At 58.3% G+C, this 15,085-nt stretch carries 14 protein-coding genes; all 14 read left to right on the forward strand.

Annotated elements, in window-relative coordinates; all coding sequences use genetic code 11:
* The first annotated feature begins 156 nt into the window (after window positions 1–156).
* The 14 genes from CFBP1590_RS08885 (at window position 157) to fliI (ending at window position 15,085) form a co-directional block, all read left to right on the forward strand.
* Window positions 157–1,083 carry a ketoacyl-ACP synthase III gene (locus CFBP1590_RS08885; protein WP_025995198.1) on the forward strand — a complete coding sequence of 309 codons (927 nt, stop codon included), beginning with the start codon at window positions 157–159 and terminating at the stop codon, window positions 1,081–1,083.
* 320 nt (window positions 1,084–1,403) lie between these two features.
* Complete coding sequence (locus CFBP1590_RS08890; RefSeq protein ID WP_025995199.1) at window positions 1,404–2,252, forward strand: flagellin domain-containing protein; 849 nt, start codon at window positions 1,404–1,406, stop codon at window positions 2,250–2,252.
* A 72-nt stretch (window positions 2,253–2,324) separates the two neighbouring features.
* Window positions 2,325–2,717, forward strand: a complete 393-nt coding sequence (locus tag CFBP1590_RS08895; RefSeq protein ID WP_025995200.1) for a flagellar protein FlaG — start codon at window positions 2,325–2,327, stop codon at window positions 2,715–2,717.
* Between the two features lie 79 nt (window positions 2,718–2,796).
* Complete coding sequence (fliD, locus tag CFBP1590_RS08900; RefSeq protein ID WP_088234870.1) at window positions 2,797–4,257, forward strand: flagellar filament capping protein FliD; 1,461 nt, start codon at window positions 2,797–2,799, stop codon at window positions 4,255–4,257.
* 130 nt (window positions 4,258–4,387) lie between these two features.
* Window positions 4,388–4,783, forward strand: coding sequence for a flagellar export chaperone FliS (fliS, locus tag CFBP1590_RS08905; protein WP_025995202.1), 396 nt, complete (start codon window positions 4,388–4,390; stop codon window positions 4,781–4,783).
* A gap of 28 nt (window positions 4,784–4,811) precedes the next feature.
* Complete coding sequence (fliT, locus tag CFBP1590_RS08910; RefSeq protein ID WP_004880742.1) at window positions 4,812–5,108, forward strand: flagellar protein FliT; 297 nt, start codon at window positions 4,812–4,814, stop codon at window positions 5,106–5,108.
* Window positions 5,109–5,286: 178 nt separating this feature from the next.
* Window positions 5,287–6,762 carry a transcriptional regulator FleQ gene (gene fleQ / locus CFBP1590_RS08915; RefSeq protein WP_025995203.1) on the forward strand — a complete coding sequence of 492 codons (1,476 nt, stop codon included), beginning with the start codon at window positions 5,287–5,289 and terminating at the stop codon, window positions 6,760–6,762.
* A gap of 122 nt (window positions 6,763–6,884) precedes the next feature.
* Window positions 6,885–8,099: a sensor histidine kinase gene (locus CFBP1590_RS08920; RefSeq protein WP_058430779.1), complete on the forward strand. Its 1,215-nt coding sequence runs from the start codon at window positions 6,885–6,887 to the stop codon at window positions 8,097–8,099.
* On the forward strand, window positions 8,099–9,514 hold the full coding sequence (locus CFBP1590_RS08925) for a sigma-54-dependent transcriptional regulator (RefSeq protein ID WP_029242797.1): 1,416 nt from the start codon (window positions 8,099–8,101) through the stop codon (window positions 9,512–9,514). Before CFBP1590_RS08920 ends, CFBP1590_RS08925 begins: the two co-directional genes overlap by 1 nt.
* A gap of 253 nt (window positions 9,515–9,767) precedes the next feature.
* A complete protein-coding gene (gene fliE, locus CFBP1590_RS08930) occupies window positions 9,768–10,097 on the forward strand; it encodes a flagellar hook-basal body complex protein FliE (RefSeq protein WP_004880750.1) in 330 nt (109 codons plus the stop codon).
* A 15-nt stretch (window positions 10,098–10,112) separates the two neighbouring features.
* Window positions 10,113–11,894 (forward strand): flagellar basal-body MS-ring/collar protein FliF, encoded by a 1,782-nt coding sequence (gene fliF / locus CFBP1590_RS08935; protein ID WP_004880751.1) that lies wholly within the window; start codon window positions 10,113–10,115, stop codon window positions 11,892–11,894.
* The gene (fliG, locus tag CFBP1590_RS08940; protein WP_004880752.1) at window positions 11,887–12,903 is read left to right on the forward strand and encodes a flagellar motor switch protein FliG; all 1,017 of its coding nucleotides are present in this window, start codon (window positions 11,887–11,889) and stop codon (window positions 12,901–12,903) included. The genes fliF and fliG overlap by 8 nt, the downstream gene beginning before the upstream one ends.
* A 15-nt stretch (window positions 12,904–12,918) precedes the next feature.
* The gene (gene fliH, locus CFBP1590_RS08945) at window positions 12,919–13,737 is read left to right on the forward strand and encodes a flagellar assembly protein FliH (RefSeq protein ID WP_088234871.1); all 819 of its coding nucleotides are present in this window, start codon (window positions 12,919–12,921) and stop codon (window positions 13,735–13,737) included.
* The gene (fliI, locus tag CFBP1590_RS08950) at window positions 13,727–15,085 is read left to right on the forward strand and encodes a flagellar protein export ATPase FliI (protein ID WP_029242800.1); all 1,359 of its coding nucleotides are present in this window, start codon (window positions 13,727–13,729) and stop codon (window positions 15,083–15,085) included. The genes fliH and fliI overlap by 11 nt, the downstream gene beginning before the upstream one ends.

Consider the following 15,085-nt stretch of genomic DNA (forward strand, 5'->3'; position numbering starts at 1 on the left):
GTGCATCTCCACTGTAATGTTTTACAGCGAGTGACAAGCGCCTGACTTGCCTTAATGTGTCATGCGCCCTGAAAATGTCCGCAATTCGCCTCTATTCGGTAGCGCCCTGATTTCTTTGGGACGAACATTTACCTGTTTACTAATCGGGAAGCCATGATGATTGGCATAAAAAGCATAGCGAGTTACGTGCCCGCTGAAGGCGTCGATAACTACGCTCAAGGTGCCAGCTTCGGCAAGGATGAAGACTTCATCCTCGGGAAGATTGGCTCCACGTTCCTGCCGCGCAAGGCAGACGGTCAGGAAACCTCGGATCTGTGTGTCGAAGCGGCCAACAAGCTGTTTGCCAGCAATCCTCAGCTCAAGCGCGAAGAAGTCGATGTACTGATCGTCGTCACCCAGAATGGTGATGAAGAAGGGCTGCCGCACACTGCTGCCATCGTGCAGGACAAGCTGGGGCTTTCGACCAACGTCGCTGCGTTCGATATTTCGCTGGGCTGCTCCGGCTATGTCTACGGTATTTACGCGATCAAGGGCTTCATGGAAGCAGCCGGCCTGAAAAACGGCCTGCTGATCACGGCCGACCCTTACTCGAAGATTGTCGACCCTGAAGACCGCAACACCACCATGCTGTTCGGTGACGCGGCCACCGCCACCTGGATGGGTGAGGGCGCTGCGTGGCAACTGGGCAAGGCGAAGTTCGGTACGGACGGTTCCGGTGCGCCGCACCTGAAGGTCAGTAACGGCGTGTTCTTCATGAACGGTCGTCAGGTGTTCAACTTTGCACTGCTCAAAGTGCCTGCTCACCTGCACGAGCTGCTGGGCGAGTCCGGTCTGCAGCCTGATGACATCGATGCTTTCTGTATCCATCAGGGCAGCGCTGCCATCGTGGACGCCGTGGCGCGTCGTTTTGAGGATAAACCGGAGAAGTTTCTCAAGGACATGGTCGAGACCGGCAATACCGTGTCGTCCAGTATTCCTCTGCTTATAGAAAAGCACGTACTCGATTCTTCCTGGAACCGTGTGGCGTTGAGTGGCTTTGGTGTCGGTTTGTCCTGGGGCTCGGCAATTATTTACAGGGCCTGATTGTCGGCGGTCTGAAATAAAACGCCTGCAACGTTAGTTGCGGGCGTTTTACTCTGGATAAATAGGTTGCAAAAAACTGCTGTCACTGATTTTGTCAATCCAACAGCGCCGTTCCGGCCTGTTGAAGATCCTCTTTTCCTCGTTGTGCGCGCTTCAAGCCCTTGTTTTATAAGGGGTGGCAGACTGCTAGCAAAATTTTTGAAAAAAACACTCAAGCAACCTGCCATCGCGACGATAACTATTACGAAGGTTCTCTAGGCATACCCGGCGCTTGCAGGGGCCGGAAGCCACGTAGTACACAACCCCACGAGGAATTCATCATGGCTTTAACAGTAAATACCAACGTTACGTCGTTGGCCGTTCAAAAGAACCTGAACCGCGCCTCTGACGCACTGTCCACTTCGATGTCCCGTCTGTCGTCGGGCCTGAAAGTACAGAACGCCCGTGACAACGTGGGTGTTTTGAGCACCATCGCTTCGATCAACTCGCAGGTTCGTGGTCAGACCGTAGCGATCCAGAACGCCAACGACGGTATGTCCCTGGCTCAGACCGCTGAAGGCGCTCTGCAAGAATCCGTATCGATCCTGCAGCGTATGCGTGAACTGGCAGTTCAGTCGCGTAACGACAGTAACAGCGCAGTCGACCGTACTGCCTTGAACAAAGAATTCACCGCGATGAGCTCTGAATTGACTCGTATCTCGGCCAGTACCAACCTGAACGGCAAGAACCTGCTTGACGGTTCCGCCAGCACCATGACTTTCCAGGTCGGCGCCAACACCGGTACCTCCAACCAGATCACTCTGACCCTGAGCGCAAGCTTTGACGCAGAAACCCTGGGCGTTGGTTCGGCCATCAGCATCGTCGGTTCGGACAGTGCTGCTTCAGAAGCCGCCTTCTCTGCTGCAATCACTGCAATCGACTCCGCTCTGCAGACCATCTCGTCTAGCCGTGCTGATCTCGGTGCTGCACAAAACCGTCTGACCACCACCATCTCCAACCTGCAGAACATCAACGAAAACGCCAGTGCTGCACTGGGTCGTCTGCAAGACACCGACTTCGCTGCTGAAACTGCACAATTGACCAAGCAGCAGACTCTGCAACAGGCTTCGACTTCGATCCTGTCTCAGGCCAACCAGCTGCCATCCGCTGTACTGAAACTGCTTCAGTAATATCGGCATGAGTTTTGGCGGGGGAGTGCGTAATCGCGCTCTCTCGCTTTTTTGCTTTCGGAGGTGATGGTCATGGAGATGAGTGTAAAGCTGAACGTGTCCTATCCGGCCACTCAACCGACGAGTCCGGCTCCGGCCACGGACAAGTCTGTTGATAAGCCTGCCGACGTCAAGTCGGTGGAGCGGGTTGCCGCTTCGGATGAAAGCAAAGAGCTGGATCATAAGAAGGATGATGCTCAGGAGGAGACTAAAGTCAGGGCTGCGGCGGACGAAATCCAGAAATTTTTTCATTCGGTCAAACGCAATCTTGAGTTTTCGATCGATGAAGGTTCTGGCAAAGTCATCGTCAAAGTCATTGCAAGTGACTCTGGTGAAGTGATCCGGCAGATTCCGAATGCAGAAATCCTGAAACTGGCCGATAGCCTGAGTGACGCGAACAGTTTGTTGTTCCGCGCCAAGGCCTGACCACCGGTAAGGTTATTGTTGCAGGGTTTGGAGGGTCCAATGCCTCGAAGCCCGGTGACACACTAGAAGGAGAAGCGAAATGGCAAGTCCAATTACCTCGACAGTAGGCGTGGGTTCGGGTCTTAATATCGGTGATATCGTCAAGGGGTTAGTGGCTGCCGAGAAGGCGCCCAAGCAGACCCAGATAGACAAGCAGACTTCCGCTACCTCGGCCTCGCTGTCGGGTGTCGGTCAGTTGTCGTCTGCGCTGGCTGCGTTCCAGAAAACCATGGACACGCTCAACAGCACCACAACGCTTGCGTTCAATGGCTTCGCGGCGACCTCGGCCGATGAAAAGGTCGTGAAGGCAACGGCGGGCAACAACGCAGTCAACGGCTCTTACGCTATCGGTGTCACTAAGCTGGCGACTCCGTCCAAGGTCGCGACTGCAGCATTGACGGCTGCCCAGACCAGTGCCATTCCGAGTGGTACCCTGAAAATCACTCAGAATGGCGTTGCTCAGGAGGTCTCGATCGACCAGGGCTCGACGCTGGAGCAGGCACGCGACAAGATCAACTCCACGCTTCAAGGCAAGGGCATTACCGCGAACATCATCAACGACACCAGCGGTGCGCGTCTGGTGTTCAGTTCGACCACAACCGGCAGCGGCAGTGACATCTCGGTAGAGGCCAGTTCCGGTCTGGAAATGTTCAATATCGATGGCACAAAGAAAATGTCGGAGACCGCTACCACCGATGCCAACGGCAAAGTGATCGGAGGCGCGGGCGCGATTTCGGAACTGGCGGGAGACGCAGAGTTCACCGTTGACGGTCTCAGTCTGACCAGTAAGACGAACAAGGTAAGTGGCGCGATTTCCGGCATCACCTTTGACCTGGTTGCGCCGAGTGCACTAGGCGCCACCACCACCGTCACCGTGGCAACCAACACGGATGGTCTGAAGGCTTCTCTGCAGAGCTTCGTCGATTCCTACAACACGTTGGTCAAGCTTGTCGCGACGCTTACCAAGGGTTCGACGGGCAAGGATGCTGACGGCAAGGATGTGTTCGTACCTGCTCCGCTGACCGGCGACGCGACGCCTCGCTCGCTGCTGGCAGTGATCCGTACACAGATCGCTACCTCGACCTCGACTTCAGGCCTTGGCTCTCTCGCTCAGTTGGGTATCCAGACGCAGCAGACCGACGGCACATTGTCTCTGGACTCGACCAAGTTCACGGCGGCGTTGAGTGACAAGAAGATGGGTAGCCAGATCCAGGCGCTCTTCACAGGTGAAGGTGGTCTGCTGAGTCGTCTGGGCAAAGCGGTCCTCCCCTACAATGAACCTGGCAAGGGGATTCTGCCGAGCAAAACGACCAGCCTGACGGCGGTGCAGAAGCAACTAACCAAAGACCAGGCTGACCTGGACCGTCGTATAGACACCCTCACTCAGACCCTGACCAAGAAGTACAACGCGATGGATCTGGTAGTGGGGCAGCTCAAGGCAACAGCGAGCAGCATCACGTCGATATTTGCAGCCATGAATGCGCAAAAGAACAATTCGTAGTTCCATTTGCCGATTATTGTGCTTGCCAACAACCCGACCCTGTGTCGGGTTGTTGTTTTTGGGCTAAAGTTTTTTCGCGCTGCGTCGATAGCTTGAATATGAGTAATCTGGATTTATCATGAGGCCCCCTATGAATCCGATGTTAGCGTTGCGGCAGTATCAGAAGATTGGTTCCCAGGCACAGACCTCGGAAGCCAGCCCACACCGTCTGGTTCAGATGCTGATGGAGGGCGGTCTGGATCGCATTGCCCAGGCCAAGGGCGCGATGTCACGCAAGGAAATCGCTAACAAGGGCATCTTCATCAGCAAGGCCATCGGCATTGTAGGCGGCCTGCGTGATGGTCTGGATCTTGAAAAAGAGCCGACAGAGGCTCTGATCAGGCAGGACAAGCTGTATCACTACATGATGACGCGTCTCGCTGAAGCCAATGCGCACAACGACCAGAAAATGCTCGATGAAGTGGCAGGTCTGTTGATCACGGTCAAGGAAGGCTGGGACGCCATCGGCGCCACGCAATCGCAATAAGGCCCGGCTGCCTTAGGAGAGAGACATCATGAGTGCTGCACTCAAGCGAATCGAAGAAACCCGTGAGGCCTTGGTCGGGGCACTGGCTGAGCGCGACTGGGAGGCCATCGGCAAGCTTGACCTGGCATGCCGTGAATGTGTCGATGCGGTGGTCGGCCATTCGCCTGATGACGAGCCCGCCCTGCGCAGCAACCTGGAAGAGCTTTTAGGGGTCTACAGGCAATTGATTGACGTCGCAACCGGCGAGCGTCAAGCAATCGTCGATGAAATGGCACAAATCCAGAATGCGAAAAACGCAACGAAGGTCTATCATCTCTTCGGCTAGCTTTTATTTGTCGTTTTAATTATCCGACAGGAAGTTCGCCATAAATTTGACTGTGTACGTTTTTTTGACTTAACTAGTGATGTTTACTATTTTCTGGCGTCTCATCGTTTATATCGGCTGAGCGGCCAAGCTGCCCCCCAATCATGGGCATTGAGTTGACTAGGGAAGTTGCTATTGCATGTGGCGTGAAATCAAGATTCTGCTAATCGATGACGATAGCCAGCGCCGCCGGGATCTGGCGGTTATCCTGAACTTCCTTGGCGAAGAAAATCTTTCCTGTTCCAGTCAAGACTGGCAGCAGGTCGTAGGCTCGTTAGGGTCTACGCGGGAAGTGCTTTGCGTGCTGATCGGCAACGTAAACGCCCCGGGCAGCCTTCAAGGACTGCTTAAGACCATCGCCGCATGGGATGAGTTCCTTCCTGTCCTGCTTTTGGGCGAAAGTTCTTCCGTCGAGCTTCCGGAAGACATGCGCAGGCGCGTGCTGTCTGCGCTGGAAATGCCGCCCAGCTACAGCAAACTGCTGGATTCCCTGCACCGTGCCCAGGTCTATCGTGAAATGTACGATCAGGCCCGTGAGCGTGGTCGTCATCGCGAACCGAACCTGTTCCGCAGCCTCGTCGGTACCAGCCGTGCGATCCAGCATGTGCGGCAGATGATGCAGCAGGTGGCCGACACCGACGCCAGTGTTCTGATCCTGGGCGAGTCCGGCACCGGCAAGGAAGTTGTTGCCCGTAACCTGCATTACCACTCCAAACGCCGCGACGCGCCGTTCGTGCCCGTCAACTGCGGTGCGATTCCGGCTGAATTGCTGGAAAGCGAATTGTTCGGTCACGAGAAGGGCGCTTTTACCGGGGCGATCACCAGTCGTGCCGGGCGCTTTGAACTGGCCAATGGCGGCACTCTGTTTCTGGATGAGATCGGCGACATGCCCCTGCCGATGCAGGTCAAATTGCTGCGCGTGCTGCAGGAACGCACCTTTGAGCGCGTTGGCAGTAACAAGACCCAGAGTATTGATGTGCGCATCATTGCCGCTACGCACAAGAATCTCGAAAACATGATCGAGATCGGCAGCTTCCGTGAAGACCTTTATTATCGTCTGAACGTGTTCCCGATCGAGATGGCGCCGCTGCGTGAGCGCGTCGAAGACATTCCGCTGCTGATGAACGAACTGATCTCGCGCATGGAACACGAAAAGCGCGGCTCTATCCGTTTCAACTCGGCGGCCATCATGTCGCTCTGCCGTCATGCCTGGCCGGGCAACGTTCGCGAGCTGGCCAACCTGGTGGAGCGCATGGCGATCATGCACCCGTACGGTGTGATCGGTGTTGCAGAATTGCCGAAGAAGTTTCGCTATGTCGACGACGAAGACGAGCAGATGGTTGACAGCCTGCGCAGCGAGATCGAAGAGCGTGTCGCCATCAACGGTCATACGCCAAACTTCGCCTCCGGTGCGCTGTTGCCGCCTGAAGGGCTCGATCTGAAAGACTACCTGGGTGGTCTCGAGCAGGGGCTTATTCAGCAGGCGCTGGATGATGCCAACGGCATCGTTGCCCGTGCCGCCGAGCGTCTGCGGATCCGTCGCACGACGCTGGTCGAGAAGATGCGCAAGTACGGCATGAGCCGTCGGGAAGGAGACGAACAGGCGGAGGATTGACGCCTGCTCGAACGGCCAAAAATCAAACCTCTGAATTTTCAGGGGTTTTTTTTCGGCACGAGGATTGCTAAGTCTCTCTCAACACACCGTTTACTGACGGTCCGCCACGCGAGAGATGATTTATGTCCAACGCCGCCCAAATGACTTCCGAACTGTCTGTCCAGCCGTTTCCCGCTCTTGAGCTGGAAAGCCGTCACGGGCTGGAACAGGCGTTTTCGCTGTTCAACCAGATGTCGGCACAATTGACCGATTCCTACGGACATCTGGAAGCACGCGTGACTGAACTCAAGGGTGAGCTGGCGCAGGCCGGTGTTCAGCGTATTCAGGAGCTGGCAGAAAAAGAGCGCCTGGCCAACCGCCTGCAGAACCTGCTTGATTTGCTGCCCGGTGGCGTGATCGTCATTGACGGCATGGGTGTGGTCCGCGAGGCCAACCCTGCTGCAATCGATCTGCTGGGTCAGCCGTTGCTGGGCATGCTGTGGCGGCATGTGATCAGTCGCTGCTTCGCTCCGCGTGAAGATGACGGGCACGAGATATCGCTGAAGGACGGCCGTCGTCTGTCCATTTCTACCCGCTCTCTGGATGCCGAGCCGGGCCAGTTGGTGTTGCTTAACGACCTGACTGAAACCCGTCGCCTGCAGGAGCAGCTGGCTCGCCACGAGCGTCTGTCTTCTCTGGGGCGAATGGTTGCCTCGCTGGCGCATCAGATTCGCACGCCGCTGTCGGCTGCGATGATCTATGCCAGCCATTTGACCGAGCAGGAACTGCCGGTGGAAACCCAGCAGCGTTTTGCGGGCCGACTCAAGGAGCGTTTGCATGAACTCGAGCATCAGGTGCGTGACATGCTGGTGTTCGCCCGTGGCGAACTGCCGCTGACCGACCGGATCGCGCCGGGTGCGCTGTTTCAGGCACTTCAGAACGCAGCGGCGACCCATTTGCAGGGCGTGGCGGTTCGCTGGCAGTGCGACAGCGTCGACGGTGAGTTGCTGTGCAATCGCGACACGCTGGTCGGTGCGCTGCTCAATCTGGTTGAAAACGCGGTGCAGGCCAGTGCAGGGCGCACGCGTCTCAAGGTTCACGTCTACAGTCGCGGCAATACGTTGCGGCTGTGCATCAGCGACAATGGCCGTGGCATGGATCAGGCGGCGCTGGCTCGGATCGGTGAGCCATTCTTCACCACCAAGACCACCGGCACCGGCCTTGGCCTTGCGGTGGTTACGGCAGTGACTCGCGCGCATCAGGGTGGCGTGCAATATCGCTCGCGTGTCGGGCGCGGCACTTGCGCCATTGTCAGCCTGCCGTTGATTCCTGCGTCCAGCTCAGTGAGTGCAAGCTGATGTCGATCAAGGTGCTGCTGGTCGAAGACGACCGTTCCTTGCGCGAAGCGCTGGGGGAAACCCTGGAGCTGGCCGGATACGGCTACCGCGCGGTCGGTTCGGCTGAGGAAGCCTTGCTGGCGGTAGAGTCCGAGCCGTTCAGTCTGGTGATCAGTGATGTGAACATGCCGGGCATGGACGGCCATCAGTTGCTGGCTTTGCTGCGCAATCGTCATCCGCAGTTACCTGTGCTGCTGATGACGGCGCACGGCGCTGTCGAGCGTGCCGTCGATGCCATGCGCCAGGGCGCTGCGGATTATCTGGTCAAGCCTTTCGAGCCCAAGGCACTGCTGGCGCTGGTCGCACGCCATGCGCTGGGGCGTCTCGGTCCGGCCGAAGGCGAGGGGCCGATTGCCGTCGAGCCTGCAAGCATTCAACTGCTCAATCTGGCCAGCCGAGTGGCGAAAAGCGACTCCACCGTGCTGATTTCCGGCGAGTCCGGGACCGGCAAGGAAGTTCTGGCTCGATACATTCATCAAAATTCGCCACGTGCCGATAAGCCTTTCATTGCGATCAACTGCGCAGCGATTCCCGACAACATGCTCGAGGCCACGCTGTTCGGTCACGAGAAAGGCTCATTTACAGGGGCCATTGCGGCGCAGGCGGGCAAGTTCGAACAGGCCGATGGCGGCACGATCCTGCTCGACGAGATTTCCGAAATGCCCATGGGCCTGCAGGCCAAGTTGTTGCGCGTGCTGCAAGAACGCGAGGTTGAGCGGGTCGGTGCGCGCAAGCCCATCATTCTTGATATTCGTGTGCTGGCGACCACCAACCGTGATCTGGCCGGAGAAGTGGCGGCGGGGCGCTTCCGTGAGGATCTGTTTTATCGGCTGTCGGTGTTTCCGCTGGCCTGGCAGGCATTGCGTCAAAGGACTGCCGATATTTTGCCCTTGGCCGAGCGTCTTCTGGCCAAGCACGTCAATAAAATGAAGCATGCGCCGGTTCGTCTTTCAGCTGAAGCGCAGGCTTGTCTGGTCAGTTATCCATGGCCGGGCAATGTGCGTGAGCTGGACAATGCTGTGCAGCGCGCGCTGATCCTGCAGCAGGGCGGCGTGATTCAGGCGCAGGATTTCTGCCTCGCCGGCCCGGTGGGCAGCGTTCCTGCTCCGGTGGTCCAGGCGCCCGCACCACACATGCCTGTCACGTCATTGGCGGATACTGCAGTGGCCGCTGGCGGTTCAGAGTCTGCAGGTGCGCTGGGGGATGACCTCAGGCGTCGAGAGTTTCAGATGATCATCGACACGCTGCGCGCCGAGCGCGGCCGTCGCAAGGAAGCTGCCGAGCGGCTGGGTATCAGCCCGCGAACGCTGCGTTACAAGCTGGCGCAGATGCGTGACGCCGGTATGGATGTGGAAGGCTATCTGTTTGCGACCTGACGGCCACCGTCCAGCCAGCTGCAGACCAGTGGTCGTGATCTGGTGTATTTGATTCTTCGTATGACGGATGCAATACGGGAGGCCCGGAGGCCTTGTCCGGTGGGGCTTTTGTCGGTGATGGCATCTGGGCTGACAGGATTTTCGAAGGTGGTGTGGCATATTGCCGCCGTCTAGCTGGCACCGTTGTTGCTAAGTCATCTGTATCCGCTGAATCAGTGTCAAAAATTTGCGGGCCTTACGAGAGAAAATGTCCATGAGCCAAGGTATTGAATTTAATCGCTTGATGTTGGATATGCGTGCCATGCAGATGGATGCAATGGCCGCACCCAAGCCTGTGTCCGGTCCTCAGGAAGCAGGTGCCAGCAGCTTTGCCGATATGCTTGGCCAGGCCGTCAACAAGGTTGCGTCGACTCAGCAGGCCTCCAGCCAGCTGGCCAACGCGTTCGAAATCGGCAAGAGCGGTGTGGATCTGACTGACGTCATGATTTCCTCGCAGAAAGCCAGCGTGTCGTTTCAGGCCTTGACCCAGGTTCGCAACAAACTGGTTCAGGCTTATCAAGACATCATGCAGATGCCGGTTTAAGGGACGTACTGAGTCATGGCCGAAGCAACAGCCGATCCTGTTCCAGCAAGAGCGGGCGCCTCCGACAAGAAACCGTTGTTCGGGCTCTCTTTTCTGGAAAATCTTTCCGAAATGACCATGCTGCGTCAGATCGGCCTTATGGTCGGTCTGGCCGCGAGCGTGGCCATTGGCTTTGCCGTGGTGCTGTGGTCGCAGCAGCCTGACTATCGTCCGTTGTACGGCAGCCTTGCCGGTATGGACAGCAAGCAGATCATGGACACCCTGACTGCTGCGAACATCAATTACACCGTCGAGCCGAACTCCGGCGCTTTGCTGGTCAAGGCTGATGACGTGCAGCGTGCGCGCATCCAGCTGGCTCAAGCAGGCGTGGTGCAGAACGATGCCAACATCGGTTTCGAGATTCTGGACAAGGATCAGGGCCTTGGCACCAGCCAGTTCATGGAAGCCACGCGCTATCGCCGTGGTCTGGAAGGCGAACTGGCGCGTACCATTTCGGCGTTGAACAACGTCAAGGGTGCCCGCGTGCACCTGGCCATTCCGAAGAGTTCGGTTTTCGTCCGTGACGACCGCAAGCCAAGTGCCTCGGTACTGGTCGAGCTGTATGCAGGCCGCTCACTTGAGCCGAGTCAGGTCCTGGCGATCATCAATCTGGTCGCCACCAGTGTTCCTGAGCTGACCAAGTCGCAGATCACCGTTGTCGACCAGAAAGGCACCCTGCTGTCCGATCAGGCCGAGAACTCGGAACTGACCATGGCCGGCAAGCAGTTCGATTACAGCCGTCGTATGGAAGGCATGCTGACGCAACGCGTGCAGAACATCCTGCAACCGATTCTGGGTTCTGATCGCTACAAGGCTGAAGTGTCGGCGGTGGTCGATTTCAGCGCTGTCGAGTCAACCGCCGAAAGCTTCAACCCCGATCAGCCTGCCTTGCGCAGCGAGCAGTCGGTCAACGAACAGCGTTCCAGCAGCTCGGGTTCGCAAGGCGTTCCGGGTGCGTTGAGCAACCAGCCTCCAGGCCCTGCGACCGCGCCTCAGACCGCTGGTGGTGCTGGCGCTGCTGCAGCCGCTATCGCTCCGGGTCAGCCGCTGCTCGATGCCAACGGTCAACAAATCATGGATCCGGCCACCGGTCAGCCTGCGCTGGCGCCATACCCGGCCGACAAGCGCGTGCAGTCCACCAAGAACTTCGAGCTGGACCGTTCCATCAGTCACACCAAACAACAGCAGGGTCGTCTGACGCGCCTGTCGGTTGCCGTGGTGGTCGATGACATGGTCAAGACCAACGCCGCCAACGGCGAAGTGACCCGTGCACCGTGGAGCGCCGCAGATCTGGCCCGCTTCACGCGTCTGGTTCAGGATGCCGTCGGCTTCGATGCCAGCCGTGGCGACAGCGTCAGCGTGATCAACGTACCGTTCTCCAGCGAGCGCGCCGAAGTGCTGCCCGAGGCTTCGTTCTACTCGCAGCCGTGGTTCTGGGACATCGTCAAGCAGGCAGTGGGCGTTATCTTCATCCTGATTCTGGTGTTCGGTGTGCTGCGTCCGGTGTTGAACAACATCACCACTGGCAAGAGCCGCGAACTGGCCGGTTTCGGTGGCGATGCCGAGCTGGGTGGCATGGGCGGCCTGGATGGCGAGCTGTCCAATGACCGCGTCAGCCTGGGCGGTCCACAGAGCATTCTGTTGCCTAGCCCGACCGAGGGTTATGACGCACAGCTCAATGCAATCAAGAGTCTGGTGGCTGAAGATCCGGGTCGTGTGGCCCAGGTCGTGAAAGAGTGGATTAACACTGATGAATGATCGAGCCCTCGTAGCCAAGCTGAGCAAAGTCGAGAAGGCTGCCGTGCTGCTGCTTTCTCTGGGTGAAACCGATGCGGCGCAGGTATTGCGTCACATGGGTCCCAAGGAAGTGCAGAAAGTGGGCGTGGCCATGGCTCAGATGCGCAACGTGCATCGCGAGCAGGTCGAAGAAGTGATGAGCGAGTTCGTCGACATCGTCGGTGACCAGACCAGTCTGGGCGTCGGTTCCGATGGCTACATTCGCAAAATGCTGACCCAGGCGCTGGGCGAAGACAAGGCCAACGGCCTGATCGATCGCATCCTGCTCGGTGGCAACACCAGCGGTCTGGACAGCCTCAAGTGGATGGAGCCGCGCGCGGTTGCCGACGTTATCCGCTTTGAGCACCCGCAGATCCAGGCCATTGTGGTGGCGTATCTGGATGCCGACCAGGCCGGTGAAGTGCTCGGGCATTTCGACCACAAGGTGCGTCTGGACATTATCCTGCGCGTCTCGTCCCTGAACACCGTGCAACCGGCGGCACTGAAAGAGCTCAACCAGATTCTCGAGAAGCAGTTCTCCGGCAACGCCAACACGTCGCGTACTACCCTGGGTGGTATCAAGCGTGCGGCCGACATCATGAACTTTCTCGACAGCTCCATCGAAGGCGCGCTCATGGATTCGATCCGCGAGGTCGACGAAGACCTTTCCGTGCAGATCGAAGACCTCATGTTCGTCTTCAACAACCTCTCCGACGTGGACGACCGCGGTATCCAGGCGCTGTTGCGCGAAGTGTCTTCGGACGTGCTGGTGCTGGCGCTCAAGGGTTCGGACGAGGCGATCAAGGAAAAAATCTTCAAGAACATGTCCAAGCGAGCCGCAGAACTGCTGCGCGACGACCTGGAAGCCAAGGGTCCGGTGCGCGTCAGCGATGTGGAAACTGCCCAGAAAGAAATCCTCACCATTGCGCGTCGTATGGCCGAAGCCGGCGAGATCGTGCTCGGTGGCAAGGGTGGCGAGGAAATGATCTAAGGATTCAGCCGACTCATGTCCAGTTCCAATAAAGAATCGGCCAGCGACCTCATTCGTGCCAAGGATGTCAGTGGTCTCGATCTCTGGGCATTGCCCAGTTTCGACCCGCATGTAGAGCCTGAGCCGGAACCCGAGCCCGATCCGGTCGATGAACCGGCCGAGATGGAAGAAGTGCCGCTGGAAGAAGTCCAGCCGCTGACCCTGGAAGAGCTGGAAAGCATTCGCCAGGAAGCCTGGAACGAAGGCTTCGCCACCGGCGAAAAAGAAGGCTTTCACAGCACTCAGCTCAAGGTTCGGCAGGAGGCGGAAGTGGCGCTGGCTGGCAAGATTGCCAGCCTCGAAATGCTGATGGCCAGCCTGTTGAATCCGATTGCAGAGCAGGACACGCAGATCGAAAAAGCTGTTATCCATCTGGTCGAGCACATTGCCCGACAGGTGATTCAGCGCGAGCTGGCAACCGATTCCGGGCAGATCGCCAGCGTGTTGCGTGACGCGTTGAAGCTGCTGCCGATGGGTGCCAACAATCTGCGTATCTTCATCAATCCTCAGGACTTCGCATTGGTCAAAGCCATGCGCGAGCGTCATGAAGAGACGTGGAAAATTCTCGAAGACGACACGTTGCTGCCGGGCGGTTGCCGGATTGAAACCGAGCACAGCCGCATCGATGCCAGCATCGAAACACGGATAGCTCTGGCGATCTCGAAAATGCACGATCAATTGCACGAACAAGTGACGCACCCCGCACCGGCCGATGTCAGCGTCGAGCTGGATGCAGCCCCTGTTCATGCGTCGAAAACCGTCGCACCCGACATGGACCCGCTTGATGCGCCTTGATCGCACCAGTTTCGGCAAGCGCCTGGGAGCTTACGCAGGCTCCATCAGTCTGCCTGCTCAGCCGGTGGTCGAAGGCCGCCTGCTGCGCATGGTCGGGCTGACGCTGGAAGCCGAAGGCTTGCGTGCCGCCATGGGCAGTCGTTGCGTGGTGATCAACGATGACAGTCACCACCCGGTCGAAGTCGAGGCCGAGGTGATGGGCTTTTCCGGCGGCAAGGTGTTTCTGATGCCGGTCGGCAGCGTTGCAGGTATTGCGCCCGGTGCCCGTGTGGTGCCGTTGGCCGATGCCGGTCGCCTGCCGATGGGCATGACCATGCTGGGCCGGGTGCTGGACGGCGCAGGTCGCCCGCTGGACGGACGTCCGCCGATCAAGGCCGAAGACTGGGTGCCGATGGACGGCCCGGCCATCAACCCGCTCAAGCGTGACCCCATCAGTCAGCCGCTGGACGTCGGCATCCGCTGCATCAACGGTTTGTTGACGGTCGGCCGCGGTCAGCGTCTCGGGCTGTTTGCCGGTACCGGCGTGGGCAAGAGTGTGCTGCTCGGCATGATGACGCGCTTCACCGAAGCGGACATCATCGTCGTCGGCCTGATCGGTGAGCGGGGCCGCGAGGTAAAGGAATTCATCGAGCACATTTTGGGTGAAGAAGGTCTTAAACGCTCGGTGGTGGTGGCTTCGCCTGCCGACGATGCGCCCTTGATGCGTCTGCGCGCTGCGATGTACTGCACGCGCATTGCCGAATATTTCCGTGATAAGGGCAAGAACGTCCTGTTGCTGATGGATTCCCTGACCCGTTTCGCCCAGGCCCAGCGGGAAATTGCGCTGGCCATTGGCGAACCGCCTGCGACCAAGGGTTATCCGCCTTCAGTATTTGCCCGTTTGCCCAAGCTGGTCGAGCGTGCCGGTAACGCCGAAGCGGGCGGCGGTTCGATCACCGCGTTCTATACCGTACTGTCCGAAGGCGATGACCAGCAGGACCCGATTGCCGACTCTGCGCGGGGTGTGCTCGACGGGCACATCGTGCTCTCGCGCCGACTGGCTGAAGAAGGGCATTACCCGGCCATCGATATTGAGGCCTCGATCAGCCGGGTCATGCCATCGGTGGTGACGCCTGAACACATGGCCCGAGCCCAGCATTTCAAGCAGTTGTGGTCGCGCTATCAGCAGACCCGCGACCTGATCAGCGTGGGTGCGTACGTGGCCGGTGGCGATCGGGAAACCGACATGGCCATCGCGCTGCATCCGGTGCTGGTGCGCTACCAGCGTCAGGGCTTGCGCGACAACGAAAGCATGCAGGCCAGTGGCGAAGCGTTGGCTTCGGTATTCGGTCCGGCGCCGGGCGGCTGA

Origin of the sequence: Pseudomonas viridiflava (assembly GCF_900184295.1) — a bacterium.
In the GTDB taxonomy this organism is placed as follows: Bacteria; Pseudomonadota; Gammaproteobacteria; order Pseudomonadales; family Pseudomonadaceae; genus Aquipseudomonas; species Aquipseudomonas viridiflava.